The sequence below is a fragment of the Stenotrophomonas beteli genome (genome assembly GCF_001431665.1).
Taxonomy (GTDB): domain Bacteria; phylum Pseudomonadota; class Gammaproteobacteria; order Xanthomonadales; family Xanthomonadaceae; genus Stenotrophomonas; species Stenotrophomonas beteli.
The window spans coordinates 1-24,677 of the sequence record NZ_LLXV01000057.1 but is presented as its reverse complement, the minus strand read 5'-3'; the positions used below and the strand labels follow the sequence as shown (position 1 = coordinate 24,677).

Here is a 24,677-nt window from a genome sequence, read left to right as displayed (position 1 = left end):
TACGAAACCCCGCTCCCATGTCAGTTGGCGACAGTGATGGGGGACTCCTCCTGCGCACGTACCACTACCGTCCATCCGGGCATCTGACCCTGAAGATGGGCCTCCAGCGTCAGGATTGCTTTCTGTTCCGGCATGAGTGGGCCATGGGGTCGCACCACGACGATATGCTCGTGCTCGGCAACCTCCACCGACACCAGATTCGCGAGTAGCTGCTGCGTGATGGCATCCGTGCTGGCCTGCTCCAGGACGGTGCGTTGGGCATCGGCGCTCAAGCGTGCTTCGATGGATGCGACCTGCCTGCGGATGCGATCGATATCGGCCATGCCGTTCTGGATGCTGTCATTGGCTTCCAGGCTTTGATGCAGCTCAACCTGCACTTCCCTACCGAGCTTGGCCTGAATCTGCTTCTGAATTTCGATTTTTGCCATTGGCAGGTAATGCGGCACGAAAGCCACGACATTGAAGATCGGTACCTGCCCGCTGTGGTCCACATGGAAACTGTCAATGGCACCACCGTTGCGAGAAAGATAGGCCTCCGTCTCGACCCTGCCGCCATTGCCTATCCACGTAGACGCCGCAATGTCCCGCAGCGCGATACCCAGCGGAACGGCAAGTACCAGGAATGTCATTGCGATCAATACCGCCTGCCAGGCCGTACTCTGTGAAGAGTTCTGCATCCCAAAACCGTACCACTTGGCGACCAGTGTGACACTCAAGGCAATGGCCAACAGATTGGTCATGAACAGGAAAAAAGCGTTGCCTGCAATGGCCATACTGCCGACGGCCAAGCCATAGCCCACCACCGCCAATGGCGGCATCAGCGCAGTAGCGATGGCCACGCCCACGATGGTTTCGCCTTTGCGGGTAATGGCCGCGTAGGCTCCCGCCAGCCCGGAGAAAACGGCAACCATCAAGTCAAATAGGGTGGGCCGCGTCCGCGCCAGAATTTCACTGGTAGCTTCGCGAATGGGTGAGGCCTTCACAATCAGGTAGGACATCAGCAACGCAACGAGCGTACCGATCACGAGCGCGATCAACGCACGACGCATCATCCGGAAATCGATGACACACAACGAGAAGCCCAGCTGCATGATCGGCCCCATCAGCGGGGAGATAAGCATCGCGCCGATCACAACCGCTGCCGAGGACTGCAGAAGTCCAAGGATCGCGATACCGCAGGACATCGTAGCCATGAACAGATAACGCGGGGTTGCAGCCCCGCCCTCAAGTACATCGGCCATGACCGCATTGTGTTCGACACGATTGATGATGTGATCGCCCCGCCACTTGCTGGCCAGGGATATCAGAGGGGTCTGGAATCGGGACATCGGGGGGAGGCTCACATGCGAAAGCATCGACGCCTCACCAGGTGGGGCATCGATCGGTCTGAAGGTGTGGGAAGGAGCGTCGCTCCATCGATCGTGTCGGCGCCAGCCATACCAGCGAGTGCATCTTGCGCTGCGCGCTAGCTACGCGAGCGCGGCAACGTCGTACAAGGTGTCTTGGGAGACCGTCGCAACCCCATCCGTTCGATATCCAATGCGAGCAGCACCTCCAAGTTGTCCAAACCGTCACGAATGCTCGCGTTGCCACGACAGTCATCATGGCCGTGGTCCAGGTGGGCTTCCAACAACACTGCCAGCAATGGGTAGAGCACCTCGCCCTCGATGCGTGCCGAATCCCTCAAGAGCTGGGCCAACGCGGCGCGACGAGGTGCAGCAGTCACTTCCTTGGAAGTGGAAGCACTAGTAGAAGCGGCGCTTCGGAGCGCGAACACGTTGTTCATGAGGACTCTCGCCTGCGCCTATGGCGCTGTGGGACGGAAGTTAGACTTTGCCGTCGCCGAGGCGGTTGTCCTATACAACAAGTACGAAATTGCTCAACTTTGCAGCTCCTTCAGATACTGCATGACCGCCATACGGAACGTAGTCCATTCCTCGTCGTGGGCAACGATGCCGTCTGCTTCAATTGCCGCCTGCAACTCGCGCGCCCAGTCCGCATCATCTTCAGCCCCTACAGCCCCCAGTCCACCAGCAATGCGATGTAGACGGTCCGCACAGGTCGCGTCATCCTGCGCGGCTATCGCTACATCCATCGCCTGCAGATCCTCCAGCGTGGTGGCAACGATGCTGACGATCATGCGATCCGCCACCTGCATCGAGCCAAACCTAGCAATCAGCGCCTCGCGCACGGAGATTGTTTGCACAACAGGCGCACGCGAGTCGGGCACTTTCACCTGCCCGGGTAAATCGTCGCCCAGCCCTTCATCACGGTGATCGCCGGCGTGCTCGGAACCATTCTGCAGCCAGCGGATCAGCGCCTGCCGCAGCGTCACCAGCGGCACGGGCTTGGCAAGGAAATCATCCATCCCAGCCTCTCGGCAGCACCGCGCTTCCTCATCAAGTGCACTGGCAGTGAGCGCGATGATCGGCATGCGTTTGCGATGTGGGCTGCTGGCTTCCATGCGACGAATCTCACGTGTCATCTCGTAGCCATCCATGCCCGGCATGCGGCAATCGGTGATGATCAGATCGAAATTGCCTTTGGCCAATATCGCCAGCGCGGCCAAACCATCACCTGCAATCTCGTGCTTGAGGCCCAATTGCTGCATCCGCCAGCGCATCAGATCCTGATTGGTAGGATGGTCTTCCACGATCAGGACATTCTGCTGACGCAATGCCAGTGGCAATAGCACGGTCTCGCTCGGCACTGCGGTAGCGGCGACATCGGCATCGGCTGCTGCAGTAGGCAGCCACACGGTCAGCGACACTTCGGTTCCTTCACCCAGCGCACTCCGAAGTTCCAACTGTCCATCCATCAACTCAGCCAATCGTTGGCAGATGCTCAAGCCCAAACCGGTACCACCATAGCGACGGGTGGTAGATGCCTCAGCCTGCATGAAGGGACTGAACAGATACGTCCGCTGCTCCTCCGAGATACCGATACCGGTGTCCCGTACCGTCAGTCGTATGCGTTGCGCTCGCGGCCGGTCCTCCAGCAGGTCGAGCAGAACGCTGACTCGACCCTGCGCAGTGAACTTGATCGCATTGCTCAGCAGATTGAACAGCACTTGGCGCAGGCGGATGCCATCGGCCATGTGCTGATGAGCCACGCGTGAATCGATGCGGTTGCTCAGCAGCAGTCCTTTAGCGGTTGCCTGCGTAATCAGCATCTGCTGAGTATTATCGATCGTCCGCCGCAGACTGATCGGCGTGGCCTCCAACACCAACGCGCCGGCCTCCATCTTGGAGAAATCCAAAATGTCGTCGAGGATCTGCCGCAGCATCTGTGCTGAATCCTCAATAATTGCCAGCACACGGCGTTGCTCGCTGTCGAGCCCGGTATGGGCAAGAATCTCAAGCATCCCCAGGACACCACTCATCGGCGTGCGAATTTCATGGCTCATGGTGGCCAGAAAGCTTGCCTTGGCTTCTGTGGCCTGTTCGGCCGAGGCTTTGGCGGCTTCAAGCGCCTGCGCTTGTGCGCGGACCTGGGTGACATCAATCCAGTAGCCACTCCACTGCAAACCGCCGTCGTCGGCATGGTGTGGCCGGGCGCGCGAACGGATCCAACGCCAGCCATCTTCGGAGCGCACTCGGAAATCCAAAACAATGTTATCGACCGCCGCCGCTGCACGCTCCACCTCTGTCGCAAGCAGCGGCTGATCTTCTGGGTGCACGCGCGAAAAAAGCTCGCGCTCATTGCGTATCGCCTGTTCCACCTCAAGACCAAACAGCGATGGCATGTCGCCTGCGATATATGAAAACGAAAGTTGCCCCTCTGGACTGCGCTGGACCTGATAGACCACGGCCGGCAGGTTTCCGGTGACCTCTGCCAGTCGCTTCTCGATCAACCTCCGCTGCTCCACCTCCCGCCGCAGGCGTATGTGTCCTACGGCGTGTACTGCACCGGCAGTCAGCAGCACTAGCACCAGCGGGATGGCCCACTTCAAGAAGATCTGCCAATCGAACCCCGTTCGATACTCCACCGCCATCCAGTCGGTCCGGATGGCCTCGCGCTCGCGTGGCGTCATGCTCATCAGCATGCGGTCAAATGCCGAAGCAAGCGCTGCATGCTGCGGCCGCACCGCCAATGCCAGCCGATCCTCGACCCCTGCCGGTGCCGCAATATGCAGTTCGCCTGAGTATCGGTCCCGCAGGAATCGGTCCACCACCGCGAGGTTGCCGATGTACGCATCTGCCCGTCCCGAGCGCACCCGTTCCAAGCCATCCTGGGCTGTGGCAACTTCCACGACGACTACATCGGGTGCCTGCGCCCGCAACAAGGAACCCAGTCTCTCTGGGTCAGAAAGCGCCACCCGGCGCTCATTGAGATCGCTCATATCCAACACGCGACCGCTGCTATCTCTCACAACGATCACATTGGACACGGTCAGAAACGGCTGGCTGAACACCCAGTCGGCGCCGAATGCCGTGGTGTCATTGGGTACACCGATCACCGCATCGAGCCGACCATCGCGCATGGCATCGCGGATAGATCGCCAGCTATCCAACGGCAACAGCTTGAGTTTGTCAGCGCCAATGGCATGGAAAGATTGCAGATACTCACCGGCAATGCCGCTAGGCTGGCCCTCCTCATCAATGAAGGAGATGGGCGCCCACTTCGATGCGAAGCCGATAAACAGTGGTTGCGCCAATGCCTTACGCTCACTGGCCGTCAGGGCCAGCTTTCCACTGCCGAGCCAACTCAACGAAGGCAGCCATTGCGCTCGGATTGCGTGACTACGCGCCTCCGGGATTGATGTCAGTGCCAGGTCCAACACCTCGGCTAGCGTCTGCTTGGCATTGGGTACGCCAAAGTGCAGCGAATCCAGCGGCATATCGCTCGGCCGCAGCAGACCGATACGGGGAATACCGAGCTCTGCGATCAGCGCGGTAGCCACATAAGCATTGCCCAAGTACACGTCGGCCTGACCATCGGAGACCATCTGTAGCGCCTCCGAAGTCGTCTGGGCCTGCACATGCTTGGCGGCTGGGTATCGCTCCCGAGCGCTGTCTGAGAACGCAAAATCGCCTTCGGTCACTACCCGCAGACCCTCCAGGCCGGCATCTCGTGCAGCGCGACTGTCCTGAAGGCGGCTTACTAGCGCGACAGGAGCTTCGGCGTACTCGCGGGTGAAGACCATGCACCGCGTGCGCTCGGCGGTAAGTGCGACATCCATCACAATATCCACCTCGCCTGAGCAGGCGGCCCGCAGCACGTCGCCCCAACTGGCGTAGCGACGGGTGGTCACTTTGAGCCCCAGCTGGTTGGTCGCCTCGACGAGGTAATCGTAGGTCAGACCCTCCGGTTGGCCATCCTCAACTCGCTCAAAAGGCAGCCAGAGGTTGTCGTATAATCCGACTGTCACCGTGGGATGGGCCTTGAGCCAAGCGCGTTGCGACGGCGACAACGGCAAGGCTTCCTCTTGGGCGAGCGCAGGCACGGCCAGCGCTGCGGCCAGGCACAGCAAGAAACCACGGAGGTAAAAATGCATATTCACCCAGCACGAAATCCCCACAGCAGTCCGTCCCATCCATCCACCTATTGATCCGATACTAGCCCATGCGACTTCGCGTCATTCTTGCTGATGATCACCCCATCGTCCGCATCGGTGCACGGGCGCTAATTGAGGGCAGTGGCGTAGGTGAGGTGATCGCTGAGGCCAACAACCCGGGCGAACTACTGCAGGCATTGGAAGACCATTCCTGTGACGTCCTGGTGACCGATTTTTCCATGCCTGGGAGTCAACAGCCTGATGGCTTCGCGATGCTGGAGTTGATCCGGCGCAGACACCCCAACCTGCCAATCCTGCTCCTGAGCATGGCCAACAACCTGGGCATCCTGCGGATGGTGGTCTCCACTAGGGTATTGGGACTAATTGACAAGGCCTCCTCGCTTGATGAACTGCCGCAGGCGCTGCAGGTCGTGCATCGCGGTGCGCCATATGTCAGCAAGGGATTGAAAAAACGCATCGCCGAACTCGGCAGCGAAACCGTGGCAGCCGGCGGCAAGCAGCCATCACCACGCGAGGGCGAGGTACTCCGCCTGCTGGCCTCAGGCCTGTCAGTTACCGAGATAGCGATGCATCTGAACCGCAGTAAGACTACTATCAGCCGCCAAAAGACCGATGCCATGCGCAAGTTGGGTATCAGCAATGACGCCGAGTTGTTCGAGTTCCTGCGCGATGAAGGCATCTCCAACTGATCGCCCGCATTTTTGATGTTTGATGCCGTCATATAAGTGCATTAGGAGCCATTGTCTCTGCATGCCCTGAAGCGTTGGCGTTAGTGCAATAAAAGCGCATTCAGAATTACCGCAGCACCTATATTTCATTCGGCATGTGATGCGGGTTCAAGCTAATGGCCCCACTAATGCAGGTTGTGGTGTGTCCTCCTATCCATATTTCGTCCTGCTCCCGATGGACAAAGATCCTGCCTGCGCGACCCAAACATGTTCCTTGCTGAACAATGTATCGGTCCGCGCCAAGACCAAGTTGAGCAAACCAGCAGCCAATTCCGGCTTGTAGACTCCCGGTTGCCGGGTCCTCGGGCACCGCGTCGCCGGCAATGAAAGCGCGCGATTCGAACCGCGTTGCATCTGTAATTGGTTGATTCTGAGCAGGAGCAATAATACCTACCGCCAGACCCATCAGCTTGGAGTAGTCCGGGACCACCGCCAATACGTCCCTGTCACTTCGAAGACGGAGGGCCAGCCAACCTGCACCATTGTCTACCCAAGCCGCATCCAAGACTTCCCCAGGAGCCAAACCAAGACCCTCGCAAACACGAGGCAGGAGACCCGGCTCCAGCGGGCCGTTCCTTAGTAGGGGGGGAGCCTTGAAGGCCAGCTGCGCTGACAGCTTGCTGAGGGTAGTTGGCTCCGGGTGGCATCCGCTCATATCTTTCCGCCGCCGCTGCTCATGGCGAATATGCACTAGTCCAGCACCGCACTCCTGCAAAATGCGCGCACCACGCGGTACTCCGCCTGATTCAAGCCAAGCATGGCAAGCGCCCAGGGTGGGATGGCCAGCGAACGGAAGCTCTCCTAGAGTCGACCAGATACGTACCCGGTAGTCCGCCCTGGGATCGACGGGGGGAAGCAGGAATACGGTCTCACTAAGACCAAGCCACCTGGCAACCTCCAACATGCAATGGTCGGGGAGCAATTCATTGCAGTGGACTATCGCAACAGGATTGCCGCGCATTGGTTGTGCTGAAAATACATCAACTTGGGTGTACTGCAGCTTGAGCATGACTGGTAGAAACCGAAGTGTAAGGAAACAGGACTTCGTGCTGACGATGTCCGTGACGAAGCTTTAGGTCAAAACTGGACTGTGGGTTCAGTAAAGTCGTAGAGACCACGGTAGGGCCTATAGGCGGCCGATATCCATACAACTTTTTGCAAATTTCGTCAGGATGGAGTTCCCACCTTTTAGTGGACACCTGATCGAGGGCGGCGATGCGCTGCTTCGAACTCGTCAGGACTGACCCCGCCTAGATGGCTGTGGCGGCTTTTTGGATTGTAAAACCGATCGATGTAGTCGGATATGTCCGAGGTTGCCACGTCAAGATTTGCGTAGATTTGCTTCTTAATCCGTTCTTTTTTCAAACCGACGTTCCCCCAGTTTTGAGTAGCAGGTCGATGTGGAGTCCATTCCCCCACGAGACGGAGATTGGACGTGAAGAAGCGCTTTTCCGAAGAACAGATCATTGGCTTCCTGCGTGAGGCCGAGGCCGGACTTCCGGTCAAGGATCTGTGCCGCACGCACGGCTTCAGCGAGGCCTCGTACTACCTGTGGCGCAGCAAGTTCGGCGGGATGACCGTGCCGGAGGCCAAACGCCTGAAGGATTTGGAGGCGGAGAACACCCGGCTGAAGAAGTTGCTGGCCGAGCAGCTGTTCGAGAACGACGTCATCAAGGATGCCTTGCGAAAAAAGTGGTGACCGCACCGGCGCGCAGGACGCTGGTGCGGCATCTGGTGGAGCGAGGCCTGAGCGAGCGGCGCGCGCTGGCGGCGGTGCGGATGAGCGCCAGCGCGCTGCGTTACGAGCCGCGTCCGGACCGCAACGTCGAGCTGCGCGAGCGGATCCTGGCGCTGGCGCAGCGACACAAGCGTTACGGCGTCGGGATGATCTATTTGAAGCTGCGGCAGGAGCGGTGGCCGGTGAACTATAAGCGGGTGGAACGGTTGTATCAGGAGGCCCGGCTGCAGGTGCGGCGGCGCAAGCGCAAGAAGGTTGCCCTGGGCGATCGGCAGCCGTTGCTGCGGCCCGAAGCAGCCAACCAGGTGTGGTCGATGGACTTCGTGTTCGATCGCACCGCCGAGGGTCGTGTGCTCAAGGCCTTGACCATCGTTGACGATGCCACGCATGAGGCAGTGGCCATCGAGGTGGAGCGGGCAATTTCCGGCCACGGCGTGGCGCGGGTGCTGGACCGGCTGGCGCTGACCCGCGGTCTGCCGCAGGTGATCCGGACCGAGAACGGCAAGGAGTTCTGCGGCAAGACGATGGTGACGTGGGCGCACGAGCGAGGTGTGCAGCTGCGCCTGATCCAGCCTGGCAAACCGAACCAGAACGCCTACATCGAGAGCTTCAACGGTCGCCTGCGCGACGAATGCCTCAACGAGCACTGGTTCCCGACACTGCTGCACGCCCGTACCGAGATCGAGACCTGGCGACGCGAATACAACGAGGAGCGACCGAAGAAGGCACTGGGCGGGCTGACCCCGGCCGCCTATGCCAAACAGCTGGCGGCCAAAGTCGCTACGATGAAACCCGGACTCTAAACAGTCCCGCTACTGAAGGCGGGGGGACGTCGGTTGACCGCCAGCGTACGGTTCCAGGCCTCAAAGGACATCTCTTCGACAAGCGCTTCCCCCATGACGCCCGCGTTGTTGATGAGAACGTCCAGACGCCCTGCATAGTCAATCACGGTTGAGACGACGCGTTGTGCAGAGGCTGGATCCGCGAAATCCGCTTCAATGCCTTCAGAGACGGTGTCTGCACGACGCTGGGCGGTGAAGACGCGAGCACCGTCTGCTGAGAGCTTTTGTGCGATCGCCAATCCAATGCCAGAGCGGCCGCCAGTGACTAATGCCACCTTTCCCTTCATGGACACGGTAAGCGCTCTCCTGTTGCGTTAGAACTGACAATCAAAGCATCTACGTGCTAAACGTGGTGTATTGGGGAGCTAGTTGCGTAGGATCCAGGAGGATGTCTTCTGCAAGTCGAAACAGAGCGTAGAGGATAGAGTAGCGAACGCTGCCCTAATCAGCTTCTGTAGTTTGGTAATCGCTGTTTGCAGAAAAACCTGAGATGACGGATTTCATCCAGCTGATTCGGCGGCGCATTTGGCGTAGGCTATGTACTGGCTACGACGAATCATCGGAAAGCAGCATGAGCAGACCCAACTCAGTAGAGGACAAAGCGTTGGCCGCTCTTGACCGTCTGGTGAAGCGACGCCCAACGAATGAATTGCTGAAAGCAAAGATGGCCGCAGGTCATCGGATCATCACGCCAACTTCGGTCGCGGCGGAGGCGGGCGTAAATAGAGGAAGCTTTGGATCAAGGCACGCTCGACTCGGGCATGTCTGGCTCAAAATTCAAGAACTAGCTGAGGAGGAGAAGCGCGGCTCAGTGACTGAAGAGCTCACCAAGCTTAGAGCCGAGAACACAAGGTTGAAGGCTCTTTTGTACAAGACAAATATCCACAACGCTTCCCTTCAGCTCGCAGTGTCCCGGCTTCAGAAGAGAAGTGCCAACAGGGATGAAGCGGCCAATGTTGTCAACTTCCGCCGGAACGATCGGAGGCGTCCCCGGTAGCCTTGGATATCATCTTCAGAACTGCTCGACTCTGAACGATACGACTCATGGCAATCTTTGATCGCTGGTCTTTAGAGTTGATCCGATCTGCTTGGACAATGGCCTGATTCTTCAGAAGTCGATCCTCCCAGAAGTCCCGATGCTCTGGGAGGATGATGCAGCACTTGCACCCCGCACACAGGCCGGGCGATCGTACGCCGAAGTCTGGCGAGGCGCGGACGGTGAGCAGGCTTGCGTGTGGATTGCAGCTGGAGCGATCAGGCACCATATCGATCAGACAACTCGCGTACGTCCCTGTCCATATCCGCAGGTCGGTGAGCTTCACGTATGCTACGGCCTTATCAATCAGTGTTTCTCCGTCCATCATTGACAGTGCCTTGGCCATTGATTCGGCATGCTGCATGAGAAGCCGCTGTGCCGGTCCTCCCCCAATCGGCTTGCCAAGAGTGATTTGAACGAGGAACCTGGAGGTCTCCATGACTCTCTCTCCTTCCAGATTCTCGAGCAGCGCTGCGTCGTTGCCGATGTACCCTTGATCCGTGATCTGCTCGCTCATGTGACGGAAGTGGGTCCGAAGTGCAGGCATAAGCTCCGGCTTGGATCGGAAGACGTAGTGCGCAAAGGTGATCCTCCATCGCTGTGGGCGGAGGGATCTCACCTCGTAGATAGCTTGCGTCATCTCGATTCCACGCTTCTTAGTGAGGGCCTCAACGGCGAACTCGCGCTGCAGGAGAGAGTTTCGGTTGGCTGTCATTCGGCCAATTCCATCAGCACCGGATGGAAGGGACTTGGCGTGGGAGAAGCTGAGCATCAGCGTGCTGCTGCCAGAAAGAGCTCTCCAAGGCTCCATTAGCCGAACCAACACTTCGATGGACTTCAGAACGATCGGCATGTGCTTTGTACCCAACGGACGCAGTCCGGCTGTCCACTCATGGCGAGTCGCTTCCCTTTTGGCTGAAATGCCGCAGATGGAGAAGACCTCCATCAGTCCGTCTAGAGAAGTCACTGACTTGATCACACCGTGCTGCAGCGTCGGATCGTGGTCCAAGGATAGGCCTATCAGCTCATGAGCTCGAATCCCAGTGCATGCCTGCAGCAACGTACTACATGCGCTTTGAGTCATCAGGATTAGGCGTCTGAGGGCCTGAGTTCCGCTAATTTCGCGCTCGTCCCCAGCGTCATCAATCCGATCCGTTGCGAGCAGCGGCTCATGCCAAGGCGTTAGTGTTCCAGGGATCGGACTCATCTGGAACTCCTCGATGTGCCGTTTGATCTCACGAAGACATATGATTCGTCTTGGTCCCTTCGCGCTCCTTGCGTCGATGAGCATCGGGATGATCTCAGCCTGAAGTCTGATCACATCTTCCGAGCCGTGTTCGATCCATTCATATGCGTAGGTGAGGATTGGCAACGAGATCTCGTCCGGGATAGGCAGCAATCCACCCGTTCGAGCGAGCCCAAGCGGCCCGGTCACAACGTCATAGGTCTTTCTTCCATCAAACGGTGCTTCGCAGGGTGCTTGTCCACCTCTGGCGCGCAAGCTGTCCGCGAGCTCGTAGATCTGTGTAAGTGGGTGAATAAGCTTGTAGGCAGTGGAATGCGTCCACGATCTATCTCGACCGACATCACCTCCGGCCATGATGTATTGCTCTTCGAGACCTTCGACATACTCCCAACTCACAGCTGTGGATATGTCGAAAAGCGTGCGGATTTCCCGCTCCCCCATGAACTTCACCAGCTCCCTCACGCCCATGTAGGTAGAAGGGATAGATCCAACCGTCATGCGTACCGTGTCATCGACGATGGAGGTCTTGAGGTAGCACTTCAGTTCATCCAGCAGTCCCCTGTGTTTGTAGTCTGTGAGTAATTCCCCGCGCGAAACCGGGATTGCCCAATCAACGGTGACGAACTCCCTCTGTTGGCCGACAGTGGTTTGAGCGAACGTCCAGACATTACTGTCATAGTCCACCTGGAATGAAGGATGCAGGGTTGCCGCCTGCGCTGATTTGATCTTTCTTACTGCAGGCATAGCCTTACCTCTAGAGTGGACGCTCTGCTAACGCTGCGGTCCGAACTATTCAAGTGTGGGGAGCGACGTCAGCATGATCATCGCCGCTGCTTGTCGATTCGCATTTGTGCTAACAGCGGGAATCCATGAGTCGCGGATCGCTAGGTAAGCGTTCTCGAACTTTCGCCGCCATATCTCGCTGCCAAGCTCTGCCCTAGCTTCTTCGTATAGCTCCTGCAGTTGGAGGAAGCGGGCGAGCGCGTAGGCTTCGTTTGAGTCAGCTACTGCGAGCGGGCACGCAGGGCAAGCTCCATAGCTGGTGCAGAGTTTGCCCGGGCGCTGACCCGGTTGCGGACTTTGGAATGGATCTGCGCAGCAGAAGCCCTGCGTGGCTGCCGTGTGCTCACGGTCACTCCGGGTTGAGCGCGTATCAATATTTCCATTTGAAGTCACCCAGCGCTCCTGGGCCGCCATGGCTCCTGCCATCTGTTCCTTTTGCCGACGCTGCATCGTGGTTGTCTGATAGCTGTCTTGACCAGTTGACAGCAGCCGATGGCCCAGCATTGCTCGGAGCTCGAAGGCGTCGCCGTCGGTCAGTCCATCAACCACTTCAGAGAACGCAAGCCTATTTGCGCGTGAGCCGGAGTACTTGAGCCCCCTTCGTTTGCAGAACAGCGTGATGTAACCGGTCACGCGCGTGTTTACATCGTCGGTTCTGCATGAGTAGGAATCGATGAGCATTCCTCGGCGCTTGTGGCGCCCACCTTCGGATACTGCGTGCAGGAAGAAGTCATTGGCAAGCTCGCCATCAGCGTAGTCTCTGATTCGTCTGGTCCAAGCTATGACGAAACGTATCAATCTTTCCGGGGCTAGCGGGTGATCGCTGGCGGGGAAGGCCGCTCGCTGTGGTGCCCCCTGATCGCTCTCCCCAGCCCTGTGCTTGGATGACTTGATCACCGTTCGTTTCCGTCCAAGCGGGTAGTGCTCCGATATGCCATCCAGAGTGAGTGTTCTAAGTGGCTGCTCGTTGAACCCCGAGTGCATGGCCAGTACCAGGAAGAATGGGATCAGATCACCACCGATGGGGTGCGCAAGTCTCCTCAGACTGAAGTACTCACTTTCACTGATCTTTCCTACCCCAGGGAGCTGGCGAACCTCCGCTTGGCGAGGAAAGTGACCGTCAAAGTTTGCCAGGATCTGCGCAATCGCCTCCGCCGGGTCGCTTAGCGATACAGCGTCGCCCTTACTCTTCTTAGCAATAGCACTGTGTACCCTGTCCAGAAGCGGCCATACTTCATCCATTGTCGAGATGCATTCTTCAACAGCGGCCTTCATGACGTTGGCCCAAGCCGCACGGTCAAGCTCTTTAGGATTGCTCTTACGTGGCAGGCCTGCGAACGGCTTTGTGGGAATACGGATCACCTGCCAGCGTGGATCCATCTCGTGCAGCGCAAGGACGACCTTCTTGAAGGTCCCGTAGTAGTGACGCTGTGTCTGCACCGCGAGCGTGATCGGGTGCGTGGCATCCTTTCCTTTCAGATAGGTTAGAAACGATTCGCCCAGGTCCATCGGAACGTCATCTGGACCGTTTATCTCCACTCTTGTTGCGGCTAGGTACTGCCCCAGGCCACTCACCATGTTGTTAGCTGAAGAGGATCTACTTGTCTCTCTGCTATTTTTGTGGGCTCTGCAGAACGCTTCGGCGAAGATCGGTGCCGCTGCACCTATGCTCTTCCACCGGCTAAGGTTGACGATGTTGTCGCGTTGGTCTCCGGCGCGTCTGAACGCCGCTTCCAGGCGATCAGCGGTCTCGCGTACATCCCATTTCTTCGTTGCGCTGACCTTGTCCTCATCTCCCAAGGCGTGCCGGAGTTGAGCGGTCCTTCTTCCTGCCACGTTTTGCTCTCCTCCGTATTCGATTCTTTCTGCGTGGGTTGGTCGTTTGCATGTGAGGTCATGCTCGTCCATTAACGGAGGAACTCTGCACTCAAGCCGATTCGCCCGCTACGCCTAGTTGCATAAACGATTGACCTTCAATGTGCAGCCTGATGGACTCTCTGGTTTCGCTCTCGAAGGCATTCGCGCTTCTCAGGTAGATGGACTCGGTCGTCTCCCTGAGGCTGTGTCCTAGTACTGACTGAACATACTTGATCGCATCCATGTCGCCGTTTGCGCGCTTCTCCATGTACGTGTACAGGGCGAATGTGTGCCGAAGCGCGTGGATGGTTATCCGCTCTCGCTGCGTTGATTCATAGCGCGCCAGGTCGGGCTCTTTGGAAAGGCGCTTAAGCAACCTGTCTTTGGCGAGAGCGAAATGGCGATCGAACGTCTGGGGAGTTATCGGACTACCCGCATGCCTGCGGTCGTTTACGTCGAGAACGAATAGTGCGCCGTGATCCTCCAGCTTGCGGTACCGCAGTCGGAGGTCAATGAGGGCCTGCCGAGTACCCTTGGCATAGCATTTCAGCGCCTCTAGTAGCCAAACTGGTACGGGAACATTGCGCTTCTTGTTGCCCTTTCCGACCACTGGGATGGCAACTGCGGAAAGCGGATCGCGCCCTTCGGTGCGCGTCTTAAGGACGGTGATCGCATGCAGATCGCACACTTCAGACCGCCTCAACCCGGCGTGGTAGCACAGCTCAGCCATCAATCGCTGCGCCGTGGTCGCGAGCGCCAGTTCAACGAGACCGTTTCTTTCGACCACGGTGTTAGGGCCTAGTTCGTCGAGAACGCCTACGACCGTCTCGGGATGCAGCGCAGTAATGAGCTCGTCAGCGTCGTTCAGCCCGGGCAGATTCACGTCAACATCGAGAACTTGAACAGTTCCTCGCTTTGTCTGCTTGCTCAGCAGCGCTGGCGGCTTCCTTAGATAGCCCCGTTTCACACAGAAGGCGACTAGCTTAGTCACGGTCGACCATCTTCGGTGGATGGTCGCGGCGGCAAACTTCTCGAGGGTCACCGCGGAGTCCAGGTCCGTCAATGTGTCCGCGTAGGCTTTGAGAAGCTGCTCGTCTACGTCCGAGACGCGCTTTTTCCTTGCGTCCAGAAAGTGGTGAAAGTCGGTGAGGTCAGCCGCTACTGCTGCCGTCGTATTCTTGCTGCATGCAAGCTTCGGATTCCGGTCAATGGTCAGATGAGAATCTGCAAAGAACTCAAAAGCAGGCTGAACAAGCGATCCGTCCGACCTGCTGATTAGAAAGCAGAAGCCCTCGGGCAAGGGCACGCCTTGCTCACCCGTTGTCACCGTCGCTGGTGAAGTGATCGCATGCGCGGTGCAGATTTCGACGTCGTAGGCCATGGCGCCGAAACCTATCAGGTACGCGACAAATTTTCTGGCGCGTGAGCCTTACGGTACATTAACAAATGGAATGAGAATCAGATCTGTTTTTTAGTGTCTTTGATTCAGTGGTTTACGCCTGATCGTGAGCCTTCTGGTACGCTTGATGTGAAGGACAGCCCAAACTCTAGCGGGGGCGAAGTGCGCAAAAGCCCAGCGGATTCGGTCATCGCGTACTCGAGATTTTCGCTTTCGCTACCAACTTGGGGCTCCGCTTGACCCTGCAGTCGATAGCACGCGGTCTATGGCTACCGAAGCGCGCTGGCAGTGAGTTGGCATGAGCAGATCGGAGACGACGCGCCTGCTACTGCGCATCCTTCGGCGAATCGTATCGGCTGGAACGACGTGTGCGTGCGGCGCTTCCACATTAGTTTCTGACGGCGCAGATAGGGGTGCCGTAGAAGGCCTGCAGCACCTCCACTGAGAGCGGCCTCTCGATTGCCGTCTCCGGCGTCTCCAAGACGAACCCTATGGAAGACCTACTTGAGGCTTGTTCGCATGGTGGTCCGTATCTGTTCCATTTTTGGAAGAGAACCATCCGTACATGTGTGCTCTTGCGAAGCGCCATCGAGACGACGCTGTCATTGAAGCTAGCCTTCGGTCCTGCGGGCCGGGTTGGATGCACTCTCCAGTTGCATAATGCGATCAGTCAGGCGTGCAGTTGCGATCTGCAACCCGTCGTCGTCCGCCGAGTACGGAGAGCCAAACAACGGTATCTCGACCCATAGGCTCTCTTGGCCGTCATGCACGTATGGGCCGTGGTCATCCAGCAGAAGGGCGTCGCCCAAGTGGGGGGAGACATAGGAGAGATCCTTTGTCTTTCCAGACCAATGGATGTAGCGAAGTCCGGAAAACCATACCGGTACACTGCCTTCCGTAGCCAGCAGTCCCGCAATGCTTCGGGCGAGTGCTTCGGGAACCGTGGTGAACAGCACAAGTTCCTCGAACTGAGATCGGACATCCTCAAGGAACCTATATAGGCCTGGGCGAGGGATCTGACTGACTGCGTTCGAGATGAGCGTACCTTCGAGGTCCAACGCCAGGATGGTTGGCTTCATAAGGAGTTCCTGTTGGGATCTTTCGACCCAGAGTAATCGTGTCGTTAGGTGACTGCCTACTGCGTAGAGCGAATTATGCTGGTTCGGTTTACGCATCCTGGAGCATTCCGCGACCACTCACTTCCGCTGGATTGCTTCTGAGACTTCTATAGCCCAACGAGAGGTGTGGATAATCCGGGCCTCCTGTAGCTGCTCTTGGAGGATCTGGCGCTTGGTGAGCTGAGACACCTCCTCCCATTCGTTCCTGAAGATGTAGGTGGCGTTGCCTGTCTCCGGGCTCTCGAACACATACCGACTCTTTCGCGTGAACCCGAAGACGATGTACTCACTGAAACCGCCTAGTCCTACTGCCATAAAGTCTGGCTCGTGACGAGTGATGATCCGGATGCGCTGTCTAGCGGCTGCGCGATCGCTTTCGGTAAGCTGCTCCAGATAGTTATCCAGCACCTGCATCGCTCGATCGAACGGGAACTTCCCAGGAGGAAGAATGCGCCAGTTGACCTTCTCGACCCTGACTGGCACCGCAAGGCTCGGGTCAACGATTTCAAAGTGTGGGAAGCATTCCAGGTAGAGGTTGACGAGATTTGCAATGCTCTCTTCTGGCTCCGTCCGATCAATGATCCTCGTAGCCATTGCGATACCACCTTCTGTCTCCACGGCGGTGAGGAATTCACCAGGTGGTGCAATGTGTTCCCGGGGATAGGTTTCGTAAGATCTCGTCTGAGTGCCGTGGTGGGTTTGCCCGTGCCAGTCCTTCCACGACGTGTTGATCGATCGAGACTTGGTGATCATCGGAAGGTCCTTTCTGACGATCTCTTTGCCCCGGGCATTGAAGAACGTCGCGGGTCCTTCGGCGCTTGGCACAATGGAAGCACCCGCTAGCGGAACGCCGTCAAATCCCAGCATCGCCGCCTGGTCCTCTGTGAGTGGGCTGCTAAGGAGACGAAATTGTGGCAATCGCTCAATCGTACTTCGGTAGACTGATAAACCTCTCACTTGCTTGGGCATACGCTAGTCCTTGTCATGAGGAAGCGGGATAACCAAATACGTTTAGAGAGCCGTCTGAGCTTACTACGCAGGAGGGGCTAGTTCAGTTTCGGGGAGATGGTATCAGCACTCGGGAGCCTGTTACTCCTTGTCCCTGTAAGCACCGCTCCGACTGGATCCTTCGCTCGTAACTGCTGCTACCACGCTTTCCGTCTGGTTAGAAAAGTTGACCTTGTGGCGACTTCTCCTGGGGAGGTTGAAACAGATGAGTGGCTAGTGCAGGCAGCCTTGTGAAACCGAGCTCACGATACTTTTTTTCAAATCGCTTACGGATCAAGTCCGCCACCGGTCCAGTTCCGGACATTCTGGTGCCGAAGCTGGCGTCGTACTCCTTCCCCCCATGCATCTGTCGCATCAAGCTAAGCACGTGCGCGGCCCGATCAGGGTAGTGCAGCTCGAGCCATTCTCTCCAGATCTCTTTGATCTCGTTAGGTAACCGGAGAAGCACGTAGCCAGCGGCCCGGGCACCGTGTTCGTGAGCGGCCTGAAGGATAGCTTCTAGGTCATGGTCCGTGATCATGGGTATGACAGGCGCGATCAGAACCCCAACCGGGACCCCTGCATCGTGCAGCTGATTCATTGCTCGCAGCCTGGCGTGGGGAGCGGCAGCTCGCGGTTCCAGCTTTGCCGATAGCTTCCTGTCGAGCGTAGTGACCGAGAAGTAGACCGTAACCAACCTGTCCTTGGCCATCGACGCCAGCAGTTCGATGTCCTTGGTGATCAGGGCGCTCTTGGTGACGAAGCTCGCCGGATGCTTGGCATCAGCAAGCACCTCAAGGCATTGGCGTGTAATTTGGTAGTTCCTTTCAATCGGCTGATAGCCGTCTGTGTTTATTCCCAGAGCAATCGGGGCGCACTTGTAGTTCGACTTGCTAATTTCCGCTCTGAGCCGCTCCGGGGCATTCGTCTTTGCAAATAGGCGCGTCTCGAAGTCCAAGCCCGGTGAAAGGCTCAAGTAGGAATGGGAGGGGCGGGCAAAGCAGTAAACGCACCCATGCTCGCAGCCGCGGTACGGATTTACCGACGCGCTGAAGCCAACGTCGGGGGATGTGTTGCGGCTGATCACCGTTCGCGCTCGCTCTTCCTGTACCTGAGTTCTCAACTGCGGCGCGTCTTCCATCTCCTGGTAGACCGATTCCCAGCCATCGTCGATTCCCACTGTTGCAGTGGTATCGAAACGGCTCGCGACACGCGATGCGGCCCCTCTACCTTTGAGGGGAACTTGGGCCTTGCGAGCATCCTGTTCCATGGCAACAACTTGGGAAGGTCAGTTGTTAGTATTATTGCTAACCACAGCCGCCGCAACACCCTGGAATTCAGCTAGCTGTAGGCCATTCGGTAATCTGGCGAAAAGGTTTTACCCAAGCTTATCCACAACGTCGGCCTGTGGAGCCTTTGTCATCCACGTTGGCCGTGGAGCGCTTTGGCTTCAGCCAAAAACGTTTGCATCAATGCACGCGATCGACGGGTTGCTGCAGGCAGTTGAATACCCAACTGCGCGCAGAGTGAAGTCGCGTATGCCATCTGGGCACCCGTGGGTGGCTTGATGTCCCAATCGGTGAGCTGCGGGATGAGCTTTGACAGCTCTGCCGCCAGGCGACATTCGAAGCCCCTGCCTTGCCCTTCCTCCTCCTGCATCCGACGCACCTGCTTTGCAACTTGCTCCCTGCCCATGGGCGAGAAGGGAACCTCGAGCGTGAACTCCAGTTCCGGACATACGAGGTAAAAGTTCATGAGATGGGCAATTAGTACTTTTAAGTAGACTACCTTTAGAGGCGTAGTCTTTAAAGTACCGGGACCACAAGCTGCTTCGTATGGTCGAGCATACGAATCAAGCGAAACTTGCAGATGTGATCCGCGCGCATCGTATTGCTCTGGGTGTCAGCCAGGAAGTCTTTGCTGACCACATCGAAATGCACCGCGCCTACTACAGCAAGATCGAACGTGGCGAAAAGAACGTCACTCTCGCTACCTTGGAGCGCGTGGCTGATGGTCTGGGCACGTCGATGTCAGCCTTGCTACGCGCCGCAGGTCTCTAACTTTCTTCGCAGCTAAAGAGCGAGGGCCAGCTCGTCCGAGAAGGGCGAGCTGGCCGTTGCTGCGCGCGCTCCTGCCAAGCCGATGTGTTTACTGATACTCCTCTAAACTATTGATCTATATCCATTTGTCTAGTCAACAATCAGGGGGTATTGATACCATGCTCGCAACCGCGGTACGGATTCACCGACTGGCTGAAGCCCACGTCCGGCGAGGTGTTGCGGCTGATGATGCTGCGTGCGGTCTCGGCGCGCACTTCGGTGCGCAGGCGCGGGGCGAGGAACTCCTCGCTCTCGTCGACCGCCCAGCCATCATCCACCGCCTCGCTGACGGTGCTTTCAAAACGCCCGGCAAGGTGGGACGTGGAACCTCGGCCCTTGATCGCGATACCCATACCGGCAGCGTATGCCGGGGCTGTCTCAAGGGCTGCGACGGCCGCCTGAAGGGTTCAGCCCCTTGTAGAGTCGAGCGGTCACAGCAGGGCCAGGTAGCCCCGCACCGTGGCGTCCAGCCCGTCATACAGCGCCTCGCCGATCAGCGCATGACCGATCGACACTTCCAGCACATCCGGCACCTGGGCCAGGAAGTCGCGCAGGTTGTCCTGTGACAGGTCATGGCCGGCATTCACACCCAGCCCCACGGCCTGCGCGCGCCGCGCCGCGGTGGCGAACAACGCCAGCATCGCAGTGGCATCGCCGGCCGCATGCGCCTCGGCGTACGGGCCGGTGTACAGCTCGATGCGGTCGGCACCCACGGCTGCCGCCTGCTCCAGCAGCGGATTGCCGGCATCGACGAACAGGCTGACCCGGCAGCCCATCGCCTTCAGCTCGGCCACCAGCGGGCGCAGGCGCTCGCCGTCGCGTTCGAAGTCGAAGCCATGGTCGGAGGTGATCTGGCCATCACCGTCGGGCACCAGGGTGGCCTGCGCCGGGCGGGTCTGCGCGCACAACGGCAGCAGCCCCGGGTATCCCTCACGCGGCGGTGCGAACGGGTTGCCTTCGATGTTGAATTCCACGCCCCGCGTGCGGGTCAGCATGGACAGGGCCAGCACGTCCTCGGCGGTGATGTGGCGGCGGTCCGGCCGCGGGTGCACGGTGATGCCGTGCGCGCCGGCATCCAGGCAGGCCTGGGCGGCGCGCACCACGTCCGGTTCGGCACCGCCGCGCGAATTGCGCAGGACGGCGATCTTGTTGACGTTGACGCTGAGCTGGGTCATGGAACGGAACTACTTGGAAAGAGGGGATGGATCGTGATCGTGGCCGGTGCTGCCGCCGGTGCGGCGGGCCTCGGCCTGTTCGCGCAGGCGGCGCAGCTCGTCGGCATCGATCAGGGTGGCCGGGTCGCGCTGCAGGTCGCCGAACCGGGCCACGTAGCGGCCACGCACCCAGGCCAGCAGGAAGGCGAGGGCGGCCAGCAGGCACGCGGTCATCAGACCGACACTCGGGGTTTTGAGCGCAAAGGCAAAGCAGCCCAGCGCCAGCAGCAGGTACAACCAGTACATAGTCGGGCTCCCCGGATGATCGCCGCAGTGTAGCGCTGCCTCACAGCAGCGGCGAGGCCAGGCGGGCGAATGCCTCGGGCAGGCGGTGCAGCCACAACGAGCGCCCGGCCTGGTCATGCACACGCGTGGCGCGGTCGAATTCACCCTGCAGCAGCCCGGCCAGGGCGGCCACCCGGTCACGGTCGCTGATCATCATCGACAGTTCGAAGTTCAGGCGGAAGCTGCGGTGGTCGAAGTTGGCGCTGCCAACGATGCAGACGTCGTCATCGGCGATGAAGGCCTTGGTGTGCAGCATGCGCGGGCCGTACTCGTAGATCTTCACCCCGGCATGCAGCAGCTCGTCGAAGTAGGAGCGGGCGGCCTGGGTGACGAACCAGGAGTCGCTCATCTTCGGCACCAGCAGGCGCACGTCCAGGCCCCCCAGCGCGGCGGAGGTGAGTGCCATCCGCGCCGCCTCGCCCGGTACGAAGTAGGGCGTGACCAGCCAGACCCGTTCGTGTGCTTCCTGGATGGCCGCCACGTGCAGGCGGTGGATGGTTTCCCAGCCCGAATCCGGGCCGGAGACCAGCACCTGCGCGTTGATCGGGCCATCGGCGCGCAGCGGCATCTCGGCCGGCCACAGGCGTGCGATGTCCAGGCGCGAATGATCCTGGCCGCTGGCGTAGAGCCAGTCCTCGGCGAACACCAGCTGCAGGCTGCGCACCACGTGGCCGCGGATGCGCATGTGCAGGTCGCGGTAGGCGTCCGGCTTGCGGCTCTCGTCTTCGTCGTCGGTGATGTTGATGCCGCCGGTGAAGGCCAGTCGGCCATCGACGATCACCAGCTTGCGGTGGGTACGCAGGTTCAGCCAGGGCCGCTTGAAGGGTTTCAGCAGCTGGCGCGGATGGAACCATACCGCTTCGCCACCGGCGTCCAGCAGGGGTTGCAGGAAGCGGCGCGGCAGGGCGGAGGAACCCACGGCATCCAGCAGCAGGCGCACCTGCACGCCGGCACGGGCGCGCTCGACCAGCGCGTCGCGCAACGCGGTGCCGGCGTGGTCCGGGTTGAAGATGTAGTACTCCAGGTGCACGTGGTCGCGTGCCTGCGTAACCGCCTCAAGCAGGGCCGCGTAGGTGGCGGCGCCATCCACCAGCCAGGTCACTTCGGTGGCACTACTCGGTGCCAGCCCGGTGGTGGCCTGGGCGATCTTGGCCAGCTCGGTGCAGTCCGCATCCGGCGGGCAGACGTCGCTGTAGTGCTCCATGCCCGAGCGCGCGCGTCCGCGGCGCAGGCGTTGCCGCTTCACCTTCTGCGGACCCAGCAGGTAGTAGATGAACAAGCCCAGATAGGGCAGCAGTGCCAGCGACAGGATCCAGCTCAGCGTGGCCACCGGCTCGCGCTTCTGCAGCATGATCCAGCCGGTCAGCGCGAGCAGGTACAGCAGATAGGCCACCGCCAGGATCGTGCCCAGATGGGCGACGCCGTCGAGCCAGTGCCGCAGGGAGTCGAAGAGGGCGAGCATCCGCCGATCATAGCGGGCGCATGCCACCTGATGGGGTCAGATCCCTCTCCGCAGGAAACGGGATCTGACCCCGCAACCGGTGCGCCACGGCGGGAACAAAAAAAGACGCCCCTGTTTCCAGGGGCGCCTGCAGTCGCGTCATGACTGTTGTGTTGCGGTGTAGCGATTACTGCTGCACAAAACCGATCTTCTTCATCTGAGCGTTCTTCGCGGCGGCCAGAACCTTGGCCATCACGTCGTACTCGGAATCCGGGCTGGCGTCGATGCGCAGTTCCGGCTGGTTGGTCGGGTCACGCTGGACCTCCTGCTCCATCCGCTGCTGCAGCTCGCTGGTATTGATCGGGCTGTTGTTCCACGAGACCTGGTTGCTGGCGTCGATCTTCAGTTCGATCGGCGGCGGCGGTTCGACCAGCTGCGGCGGTGGGTTGAGCACGCGCTGCGGCAGGTCCACGGCGATCGGGTACGTCATGATCGGCGCGGTCACGATGAAGATGATCAGCAGAACCAGCATCACGTCCACGAGGGGCGTGACGTTGATGTCTGCCATGGGGCCCTTGCCACCACCACTACTGAATGCCATGGCTTATTGCCCCTTTTCTTTGGTCGCGACGAAGCCGACGTCCAACATGCCCTGTTCCTGCGCGACCTTGGTCAGGTCGTTGATGACGCGCATCTTGGTGGTGCGGTCACCACGCAGGTTCAGCGGCGGCTGCGGGGTCTGCTGGGCGGCGGTCGCCAAGCGCGACTCGAGAGTCTGCTTGTTGATTTCTTCGTCGTTCCAGTAGATCGAGCCGTCTTCCTTGACTGCCAGGGTGATCGGTCCGGAACGCTTCTCAGCGTCTTCCGGCTTCTGGATCAGGTTGGCTTCGGGCAGATCCACCTTGACCTTGTGGGACATCAGGGGCGCCGTGATGATGAAGATGATCAGCAGCACCAGCATCACGTCCACGAGGGGCGTAACGTTGATGTCGGCCATGGGGCCGCCGCTGTTACCACTACTGAAAGCCATAACGGGCTCCGTCTAGATCTTGGTGACTACTTACGTTCGTCGCTGGGTAACGCGCGCCGCAATTAGCGGACGCGCGAGCCGGTGGCGAAGAAGTCGTGCAGGTCGTGCGCGAAGGTATCGAACTTGCTGATGGTCGCGCTGTTGATCTTGCTGAAGAAGTTGAAGGCGAACACGGCCGGGATCGCGACGAACAGACCGATCGCGGTCATGATCAGCGCTTCACCCACCGGGCCGGCAACGGCGTCGATCGAAGCGGAGCCGGTGGCACCGATCTTGATCAGCGCGCCGTAGATGCCCCACACGGTACCCAGCAGACCGACGAACGGAGCGGTCGCGCCGACGGTGGCCAGCAGGGTCATGCCCGATTGCAGCTTGTTGCTTTCGCGGGTGACGGCCTGGCGCAGAGCGCGGTCGACGAACTCCGAACGGCTCAGGTTCTCGCCCACGCCACCGGTGGCGCCGCCTTCAGCGCGCTGGTGGTGGGCAGCAGCCTGCGCAGCGTCCAGGGCGATCTTCGAGAACGGCTCCGAAGCCGGCTGCTCTTCCATCGCACGGATGGCGTCCTGCGCGTTCGGGGTGTCCCAGAACAGGCTGACGACGCGATCAGCGGCGCTCTTCAGGCGGGTGGCGCGGAAGATGTTGATGACGGTCCAGTACCAGGACATGGCCGACATCGCGATCAGGGTCAGCAGCACGACCCAGGAAACCGCGAAATCACCCGGCTTGGTGGTCATTTCGTGGATCAGGTGCTCGAAGCCCATCTGCGACAGGGCGTTGGACGGATTGCCCCCGGCAGCAGCGGCGATGAAAAGTTCCTGCAGCATGACGCTTACCTTTGTTGTGTGTGGTGATAAAGGGTGTAGCTAAGCTAAACAATCGAACCGGAGCGCGGGTGGCCGGGCGGCCACCCTGACGCATCAGTTCAGCGCAAAGTTGACCGGGACGCGAACGCGACCTGCCGCCTTCTTACCGCCAGATTCAGCGGCGTTGAAGCGCCACTTGCGAGCTGCTTCCATGGCAGCACGGTCCAGGTCGCGGTTACGGCTGGACTTTTCCACCGTGACATTGGTGACGTTGCCGTTGGCATCGACATCAATGATCAGGATCACTTCGCCCTGGATACCAGCGCGGAAGGCTGCCGGCGGGTAGCGCGGCGGATTCATGGCCTTCGAGGAGATGTCCACGCTGGCCTCGATCGAGGTCGCCGGGGCCGGCGGCGCCGGAGGCGACGGCGGGGTGACGATGTCGTTCGGGCGCGGTTCCGGCACGTCCACGACCGGCGCCTGCGGCGGCGGCGGGACCGGCGACGGCTTCGGCGGCGACAGATTCTTCACCGGCGGCGGCGGAGTATCGGTC

Annotated in this window: 23 protein-coding genes and 2 pseudogenes; 4 read left to right on the top strand and 21 right to left on the bottom strand. The window is 59.4% G+C overall.

Going from position 1 to position 24,677, the window contains the following annotated elements; all coding sequences use genetic code 11:
• Positions 1-20 precede the first annotated feature (20 nt).
• From ARC23_RS15425 to ARC23_RS15415, 3 genes are all read right to left on the bottom strand, one after another.
• Entirely contained in the window at positions 21-1,328 is a 1,308-nt protein-coding gene (locus ARC23_RS15425) for a DUF389 domain-containing protein (RefSeq protein ID WP_152985282.1), read from the bottom strand.
• Positions 1,329-1,465: 137 nt separating this feature from the next.
• Positions 1,466-1,786: a hypothetical protein gene (locus tag ARC23_RS15420; protein WP_152985281.1), complete on the bottom strand. Its 321-nt coding sequence runs from the start codon at positions 1,784-1,786 to the stop codon at positions 1,466-1,468.
• A 93-nt stretch (positions 1,787-1,879) separates the two neighbouring features.
• Positions 1,880-5,497 carry an ATP-binding protein gene (locus ARC23_RS15415; RefSeq protein ID WP_057498073.1) on the bottom strand — a complete coding sequence of 1,206 codons (3,618 nt, stop codon included), beginning with the start codon at positions 5,495-5,497 and terminating at the stop codon, positions 1,880-1,882.
• 68 nt (positions 5,498-5,565) lie between these two features.
• Here ARC23_RS15415 and ARC23_RS15410 point away from each other — a divergent pair, with 68 nt between their 5' ends.
• Positions 5,566-6,207 (top strand): response regulator, encoded by a 642-nt coding sequence (locus ARC23_RS15410; protein ID WP_057498013.1) that lies wholly within the window; start codon positions 5,566-5,568, stop codon positions 6,205-6,207.
• A gap of 118 nt (positions 6,208-6,325) precedes the next feature.
• Here the strand turns inward: ARC23_RS15410 and ARC23_RS20550 are convergent, their stop codons facing one another.
• Positions 6,326-7,255: a PhzF family phenazine biosynthesis protein gene (locus ARC23_RS20550; RefSeq protein WP_080393091.1), complete on the bottom strand. Its 930-nt coding sequence runs from the start codon at positions 7,253-7,255 to the stop codon at positions 6,326-6,328.
• Between the two features lie 179 nt (positions 7,256-7,434).
• Positions 7,435-7,611: pseudogene (locus tag ARC23_RS21245) on the bottom strand (IS3 family transposase); the annotation flags it as partial.
• 70 nt (positions 7,612-7,681) lie between these two features.
• Here ARC23_RS21245 and ARC23_RS15400 point away from each other — a divergent pair.
• Positions 7,682-8,787 (top strand): IS3 family transposase gene (locus ARC23_RS15400; RefSeq protein WP_238985255.1). Its coding sequence is split into 2 segments (ribosomal slippage): positions 7,682-7,940 and positions 7,940-8,787, totalling 1,107 coding nucleotides; the frame shifts between segments, so codons are not numbered across the junction.
• Here ARC23_RS15400 and ARC23_RS15395 read toward each other — a convergent pair.
• Positions 8,784-9,113 carry an SDR family NAD(P)-dependent oxidoreductase gene (locus ARC23_RS15395; protein ID WP_057498010.1) on the bottom strand — a complete coding sequence of 110 codons (330 nt, stop codon included), beginning with the start codon at positions 9,111-9,113 and terminating at the stop codon, positions 8,784-8,786. The two genes, ARC23_RS15400 and ARC23_RS15395, sit on opposite strands and share 4 nt — an antisense overlap.
• Before the next feature lie 284 nt (positions 9,114-9,397).
• Between ARC23_RS15395 and ARC23_RS20850 the strand changes: the two genes are divergently transcribed.
• A complete protein-coding gene (locus ARC23_RS20850; RefSeq protein WP_152985278.1) occupies positions 9,398-9,823 on the top strand; it encodes a hypothetical protein in 426 nt (141 codons plus the stop codon).
• Here the strand turns inward: ARC23_RS20850 and ARC23_RS15390 are convergent.
• From ARC23_RS15390 to ARC23_RS15360, 7 genes are all read right to left on the bottom strand, one after another.
• Complete coding sequence (locus ARC23_RS15390) at positions 9,786-11,852, bottom strand: hypothetical protein (RefSeq protein WP_057498009.1); 2,067 nt, start codon at positions 11,850-11,852, stop codon at positions 9,786-9,788. The two genes, ARC23_RS20850 and ARC23_RS15390, sit on opposite strands and share 38 nt — an antisense overlap.
• A gap of 45 nt (positions 11,853-11,897) precedes the next feature.
• Positions 11,898-13,799 carry a hypothetical protein gene (locus ARC23_RS15385; protein ID WP_238985254.1) on the bottom strand — a complete coding sequence of 634 codons (1,902 nt, stop codon included), beginning with the start codon at positions 13,797-13,799 and terminating at the stop codon, positions 11,898-11,900.
• Between the two features lie 19 nt (positions 13,800-13,818).
• Complete coding sequence (locus ARC23_RS15380; protein WP_057498008.1) at positions 13,819-15,129, bottom strand: tyrosine-type recombinase/integrase; 1,311 nt, start codon at positions 15,127-15,129, stop codon at positions 13,819-13,821.
• Between the two features lie 629 nt (positions 15,130-15,758).
• Positions 15,759-16,226 carry an NIF family HAD-type phosphatase gene (locus ARC23_RS15375; protein ID WP_057498007.1) on the bottom strand — a complete coding sequence of 156 codons (468 nt, stop codon included), beginning with the start codon at positions 16,224-16,226 and terminating at the stop codon, positions 15,759-15,761.
• Positions 16,227-16,343: 117 nt separating this feature from the next.
• Complete coding sequence (locus tag ARC23_RS15370; RefSeq protein WP_238985253.1) at positions 16,344-17,132, bottom strand: hypothetical protein; 789 nt, start codon at positions 17,130-17,132, stop codon at positions 16,344-16,346.
• A gap of 298 nt (positions 17,133-17,430) precedes the next feature.
• Positions 17,431-18,522, bottom strand: a complete 1,092-nt coding sequence (locus ARC23_RS15365; RefSeq protein ID WP_057498005.1) for a PA0069 family radical SAM protein — start codon at positions 18,520-18,522, stop codon at positions 17,431-17,433.
• Positions 18,523-18,671: 149 nt separating this feature from the next.
• Positions 18,672-19,007 carry a hypothetical protein gene (locus ARC23_RS15360; protein WP_057498004.1) on the bottom strand — a complete coding sequence of 112 codons (336 nt, stop codon included), beginning with the start codon at positions 19,005-19,007 and terminating at the stop codon, positions 18,672-18,674.
• 80 nt (positions 19,008-19,087) lie between these two features.
• Here ARC23_RS15360 and ARC23_RS15355 point away from each other — a divergent pair, with 80 nt between their 5' ends.
• Positions 19,088-19,312, top strand: a complete 225-nt coding sequence (locus ARC23_RS15355) for a helix-turn-helix domain-containing protein (protein ID WP_049412847.1) — start codon at positions 19,088-19,090, stop codon at positions 19,310-19,312.
• A 155-nt stretch (positions 19,313-19,467) separates the two neighbouring features.
• Here the strand turns inward: ARC23_RS15355 and ARC23_RS15350 are convergent.
• From ARC23_RS15350 to ARC23_RS15315, 8 genes and pseudogenes are all read right to left on the bottom strand, one after another.
• Positions 19,468-19,704 (bottom strand): annotated as a pseudogene (locus ARC23_RS15350) (radical SAM protein); the annotation flags it as partial.
• Positions 19,705-19,782: 78 nt separating this feature from the next.
• Positions 19,783-20,526 (bottom strand): pyridoxine 5'-phosphate synthase, encoded by a 744-nt coding sequence (locus ARC23_RS15345; RefSeq protein WP_057498003.1) that lies wholly within the window; start codon positions 20,524-20,526, stop codon positions 19,783-19,785.
• Between the two features lie 9 nt (positions 20,527-20,535).
• Positions 20,536-20,811 (bottom strand): hypothetical protein, encoded by a 276-nt coding sequence (locus ARC23_RS15340; protein ID WP_057498002.1) that lies wholly within the window; start codon positions 20,809-20,811, stop codon positions 20,536-20,538.
• A 40-nt stretch (positions 20,812-20,851) separates the two neighbouring features.
• Positions 20,852-22,312: a cardiolipin synthase gene (gene cls, locus ARC23_RS15335; protein WP_057498001.1), complete on the bottom strand. Its 1,461-nt coding sequence runs from the start codon at positions 22,310-22,312 to the stop codon at positions 20,852-20,854.
• A gap of 166 nt (positions 22,313-22,478) precedes the next feature.
• A complete protein-coding gene (locus ARC23_RS15330) occupies positions 22,479-22,892 on the bottom strand; it encodes an ExbD/TolR family protein (RefSeq protein ID WP_005411740.1) in 414 nt (137 codons plus the stop codon).
• 3 nt (positions 22,893-22,895) lie between these two features.
• The gene (locus ARC23_RS15325; RefSeq protein ID WP_005411739.1) at positions 22,896-23,321 is read right to left on the bottom strand and encodes an ExbD/TolR family protein; all 426 of its coding nucleotides are present in this window, start codon (positions 23,319-23,321) and stop codon (positions 22,896-22,898) included.
• A 62-nt stretch (positions 23,322-23,383) separates the two neighbouring features.
• Positions 23,384-24,145 carry a TonB-system energizer ExbB gene (gene exbB, locus ARC23_RS15320; RefSeq protein WP_057498000.1) on the bottom strand — a complete coding sequence of 254 codons (762 nt, stop codon included), beginning with the start codon at positions 24,143-24,145 and terminating at the stop codon, positions 23,384-23,386.
• A gap of 93 nt (positions 24,146-24,238) precedes the next feature.
• A partial coding sequence (locus ARC23_RS15315; RefSeq protein ID WP_057497999.1) for an energy transducer TonB occupies positions 24,239-24,677 on the bottom strand: 439 nt, incomplete at its 5' end.

Coding starts and splice junctions, on each gene's coding strand:
- ARC23_RS15425 (WP_152985282.1), bottom strand. CDS start 1,328: ATGTCCCGATTCCAGACCCCTCTGATATCCCTGGCCAGCAAGTGGCGG.
- ARC23_RS15420 (WP_152985281.1), bottom strand. CDS start 1,786: ATGAACAACGTGTTCGCGCTCCGAAGCGCCGCTTCTACTAGTGCTTCC.
- ARC23_RS15415 (WP_057498073.1), bottom strand. CDS start 5,497: ATGCATTTTTACCTCCGTGGTTTCTTGCTGTGCCTGGCCGCAGCGCTG.
- ARC23_RS15410 (WP_057498013.1), top strand. CDS start 5,566: ATGCGACTTCGCGTCATTCTTGCTGATGATCACCCCATCGTCCGCATC.
- ARC23_RS20550 (WP_080393091.1), bottom strand. CDS start 7,255: ATGCTCAAGCTGCAGTACACCCAAGTTGATGTATTTTCAGCACAACCA.
- ARC23_RS15395 (WP_057498010.1), bottom strand. CDS start 9,113: ATGAAGGGAAAGGTGGCATTAGTCACTGGCGGCCGCTCTGGCATTGGA.
- ARC23_RS20850 (WP_152985278.1), top strand. CDS start 9,398: ATGAGCAGACCCAACTCAGTAGAGGACAAAGCGTTGGCCGCTCTTGAC.
- ARC23_RS15390 (WP_057498009.1), bottom strand. CDS start 11,852: ATGCCTGCAGTAAGAAAGATCAAATCAGCGCAGGCGGCAACCCTGCAT.
- ARC23_RS15385 (WP_238985254.1), bottom strand. CDS start 13,799: ATGGACGAGCATGACCTCACATGCAAACGACCAACCCACGCAGAAAGA.
- ARC23_RS15380 (WP_057498008.1), bottom strand. CDS start 15,129: ATGGCCTACGACGTCGAAATCTGCACCGCGCATGCGATCACTTCACCA.
- ARC23_RS15375 (WP_057498007.1), bottom strand. CDS start 16,226: ATGAAGCCAACCATCCTGGCGTTGGACCTCGAAGGTACGCTCATCTCG.
- ARC23_RS15370 (WP_238985253.1), bottom strand. CDS start 17,132: ATGCTGGGATTTGACGGCGTTCCGCTAGCGGGTGCTTCCATTGTGCCA.
- ARC23_RS15365 (WP_057498005.1), bottom strand. CDS start 18,522: ATGGAACAGGATGCTCGCAAGGCCCAAGTTCCCCTCAAAGGTAGAGGG.
- ARC23_RS15360 (WP_057498004.1), bottom strand. CDS start 19,007: ATGAACTTTTACCTCGTATGTCCGGAACTGGAGTTCACGCTCGAGGTT.
- ARC23_RS15355 (WP_049412847.1), top strand. CDS start 19,088: ATGGTCGAGCATACGAATCAAGCGAAACTTGCAGATGTGATCCGCGCG.
- ARC23_RS15345 (WP_057498003.1), bottom strand. CDS start 20,526: ATGACCCAGCTCAGCGTCAACGTCAACAAGATCGCCGTCCTGCGCAAT.
- ARC23_RS15340 (WP_057498002.1), bottom strand. CDS start 20,811: ATGTACTGGTTGTACCTGCTGCTGGCGCTGGGCTGCTTTGCCTTTGCG.
- cls (WP_057498001.1), bottom strand. CDS start 22,312: ATGCTCGCCCTCTTCGACTCCCTGCGGCACTGGCTCGACGGCGTCGCC.
- ARC23_RS15330 (WP_005411740.1), bottom strand. CDS start 22,892: ATGGCATTCAGTAGTGGTGGTGGCAAGGGCCCCATGGCAGACATCAAC.
- ARC23_RS15325 (WP_005411739.1), bottom strand. CDS start 23,321: ATGGCTTTCAGTAGTGGTAACAGCGGCGGCCCCATGGCCGACATCAAC.
- exbB (WP_057498000.1), bottom strand. CDS start 24,145: ATGCTGCAGGAACTTTTCATCGCCGCTGCTGCCGGGGGCAATCCGTCC.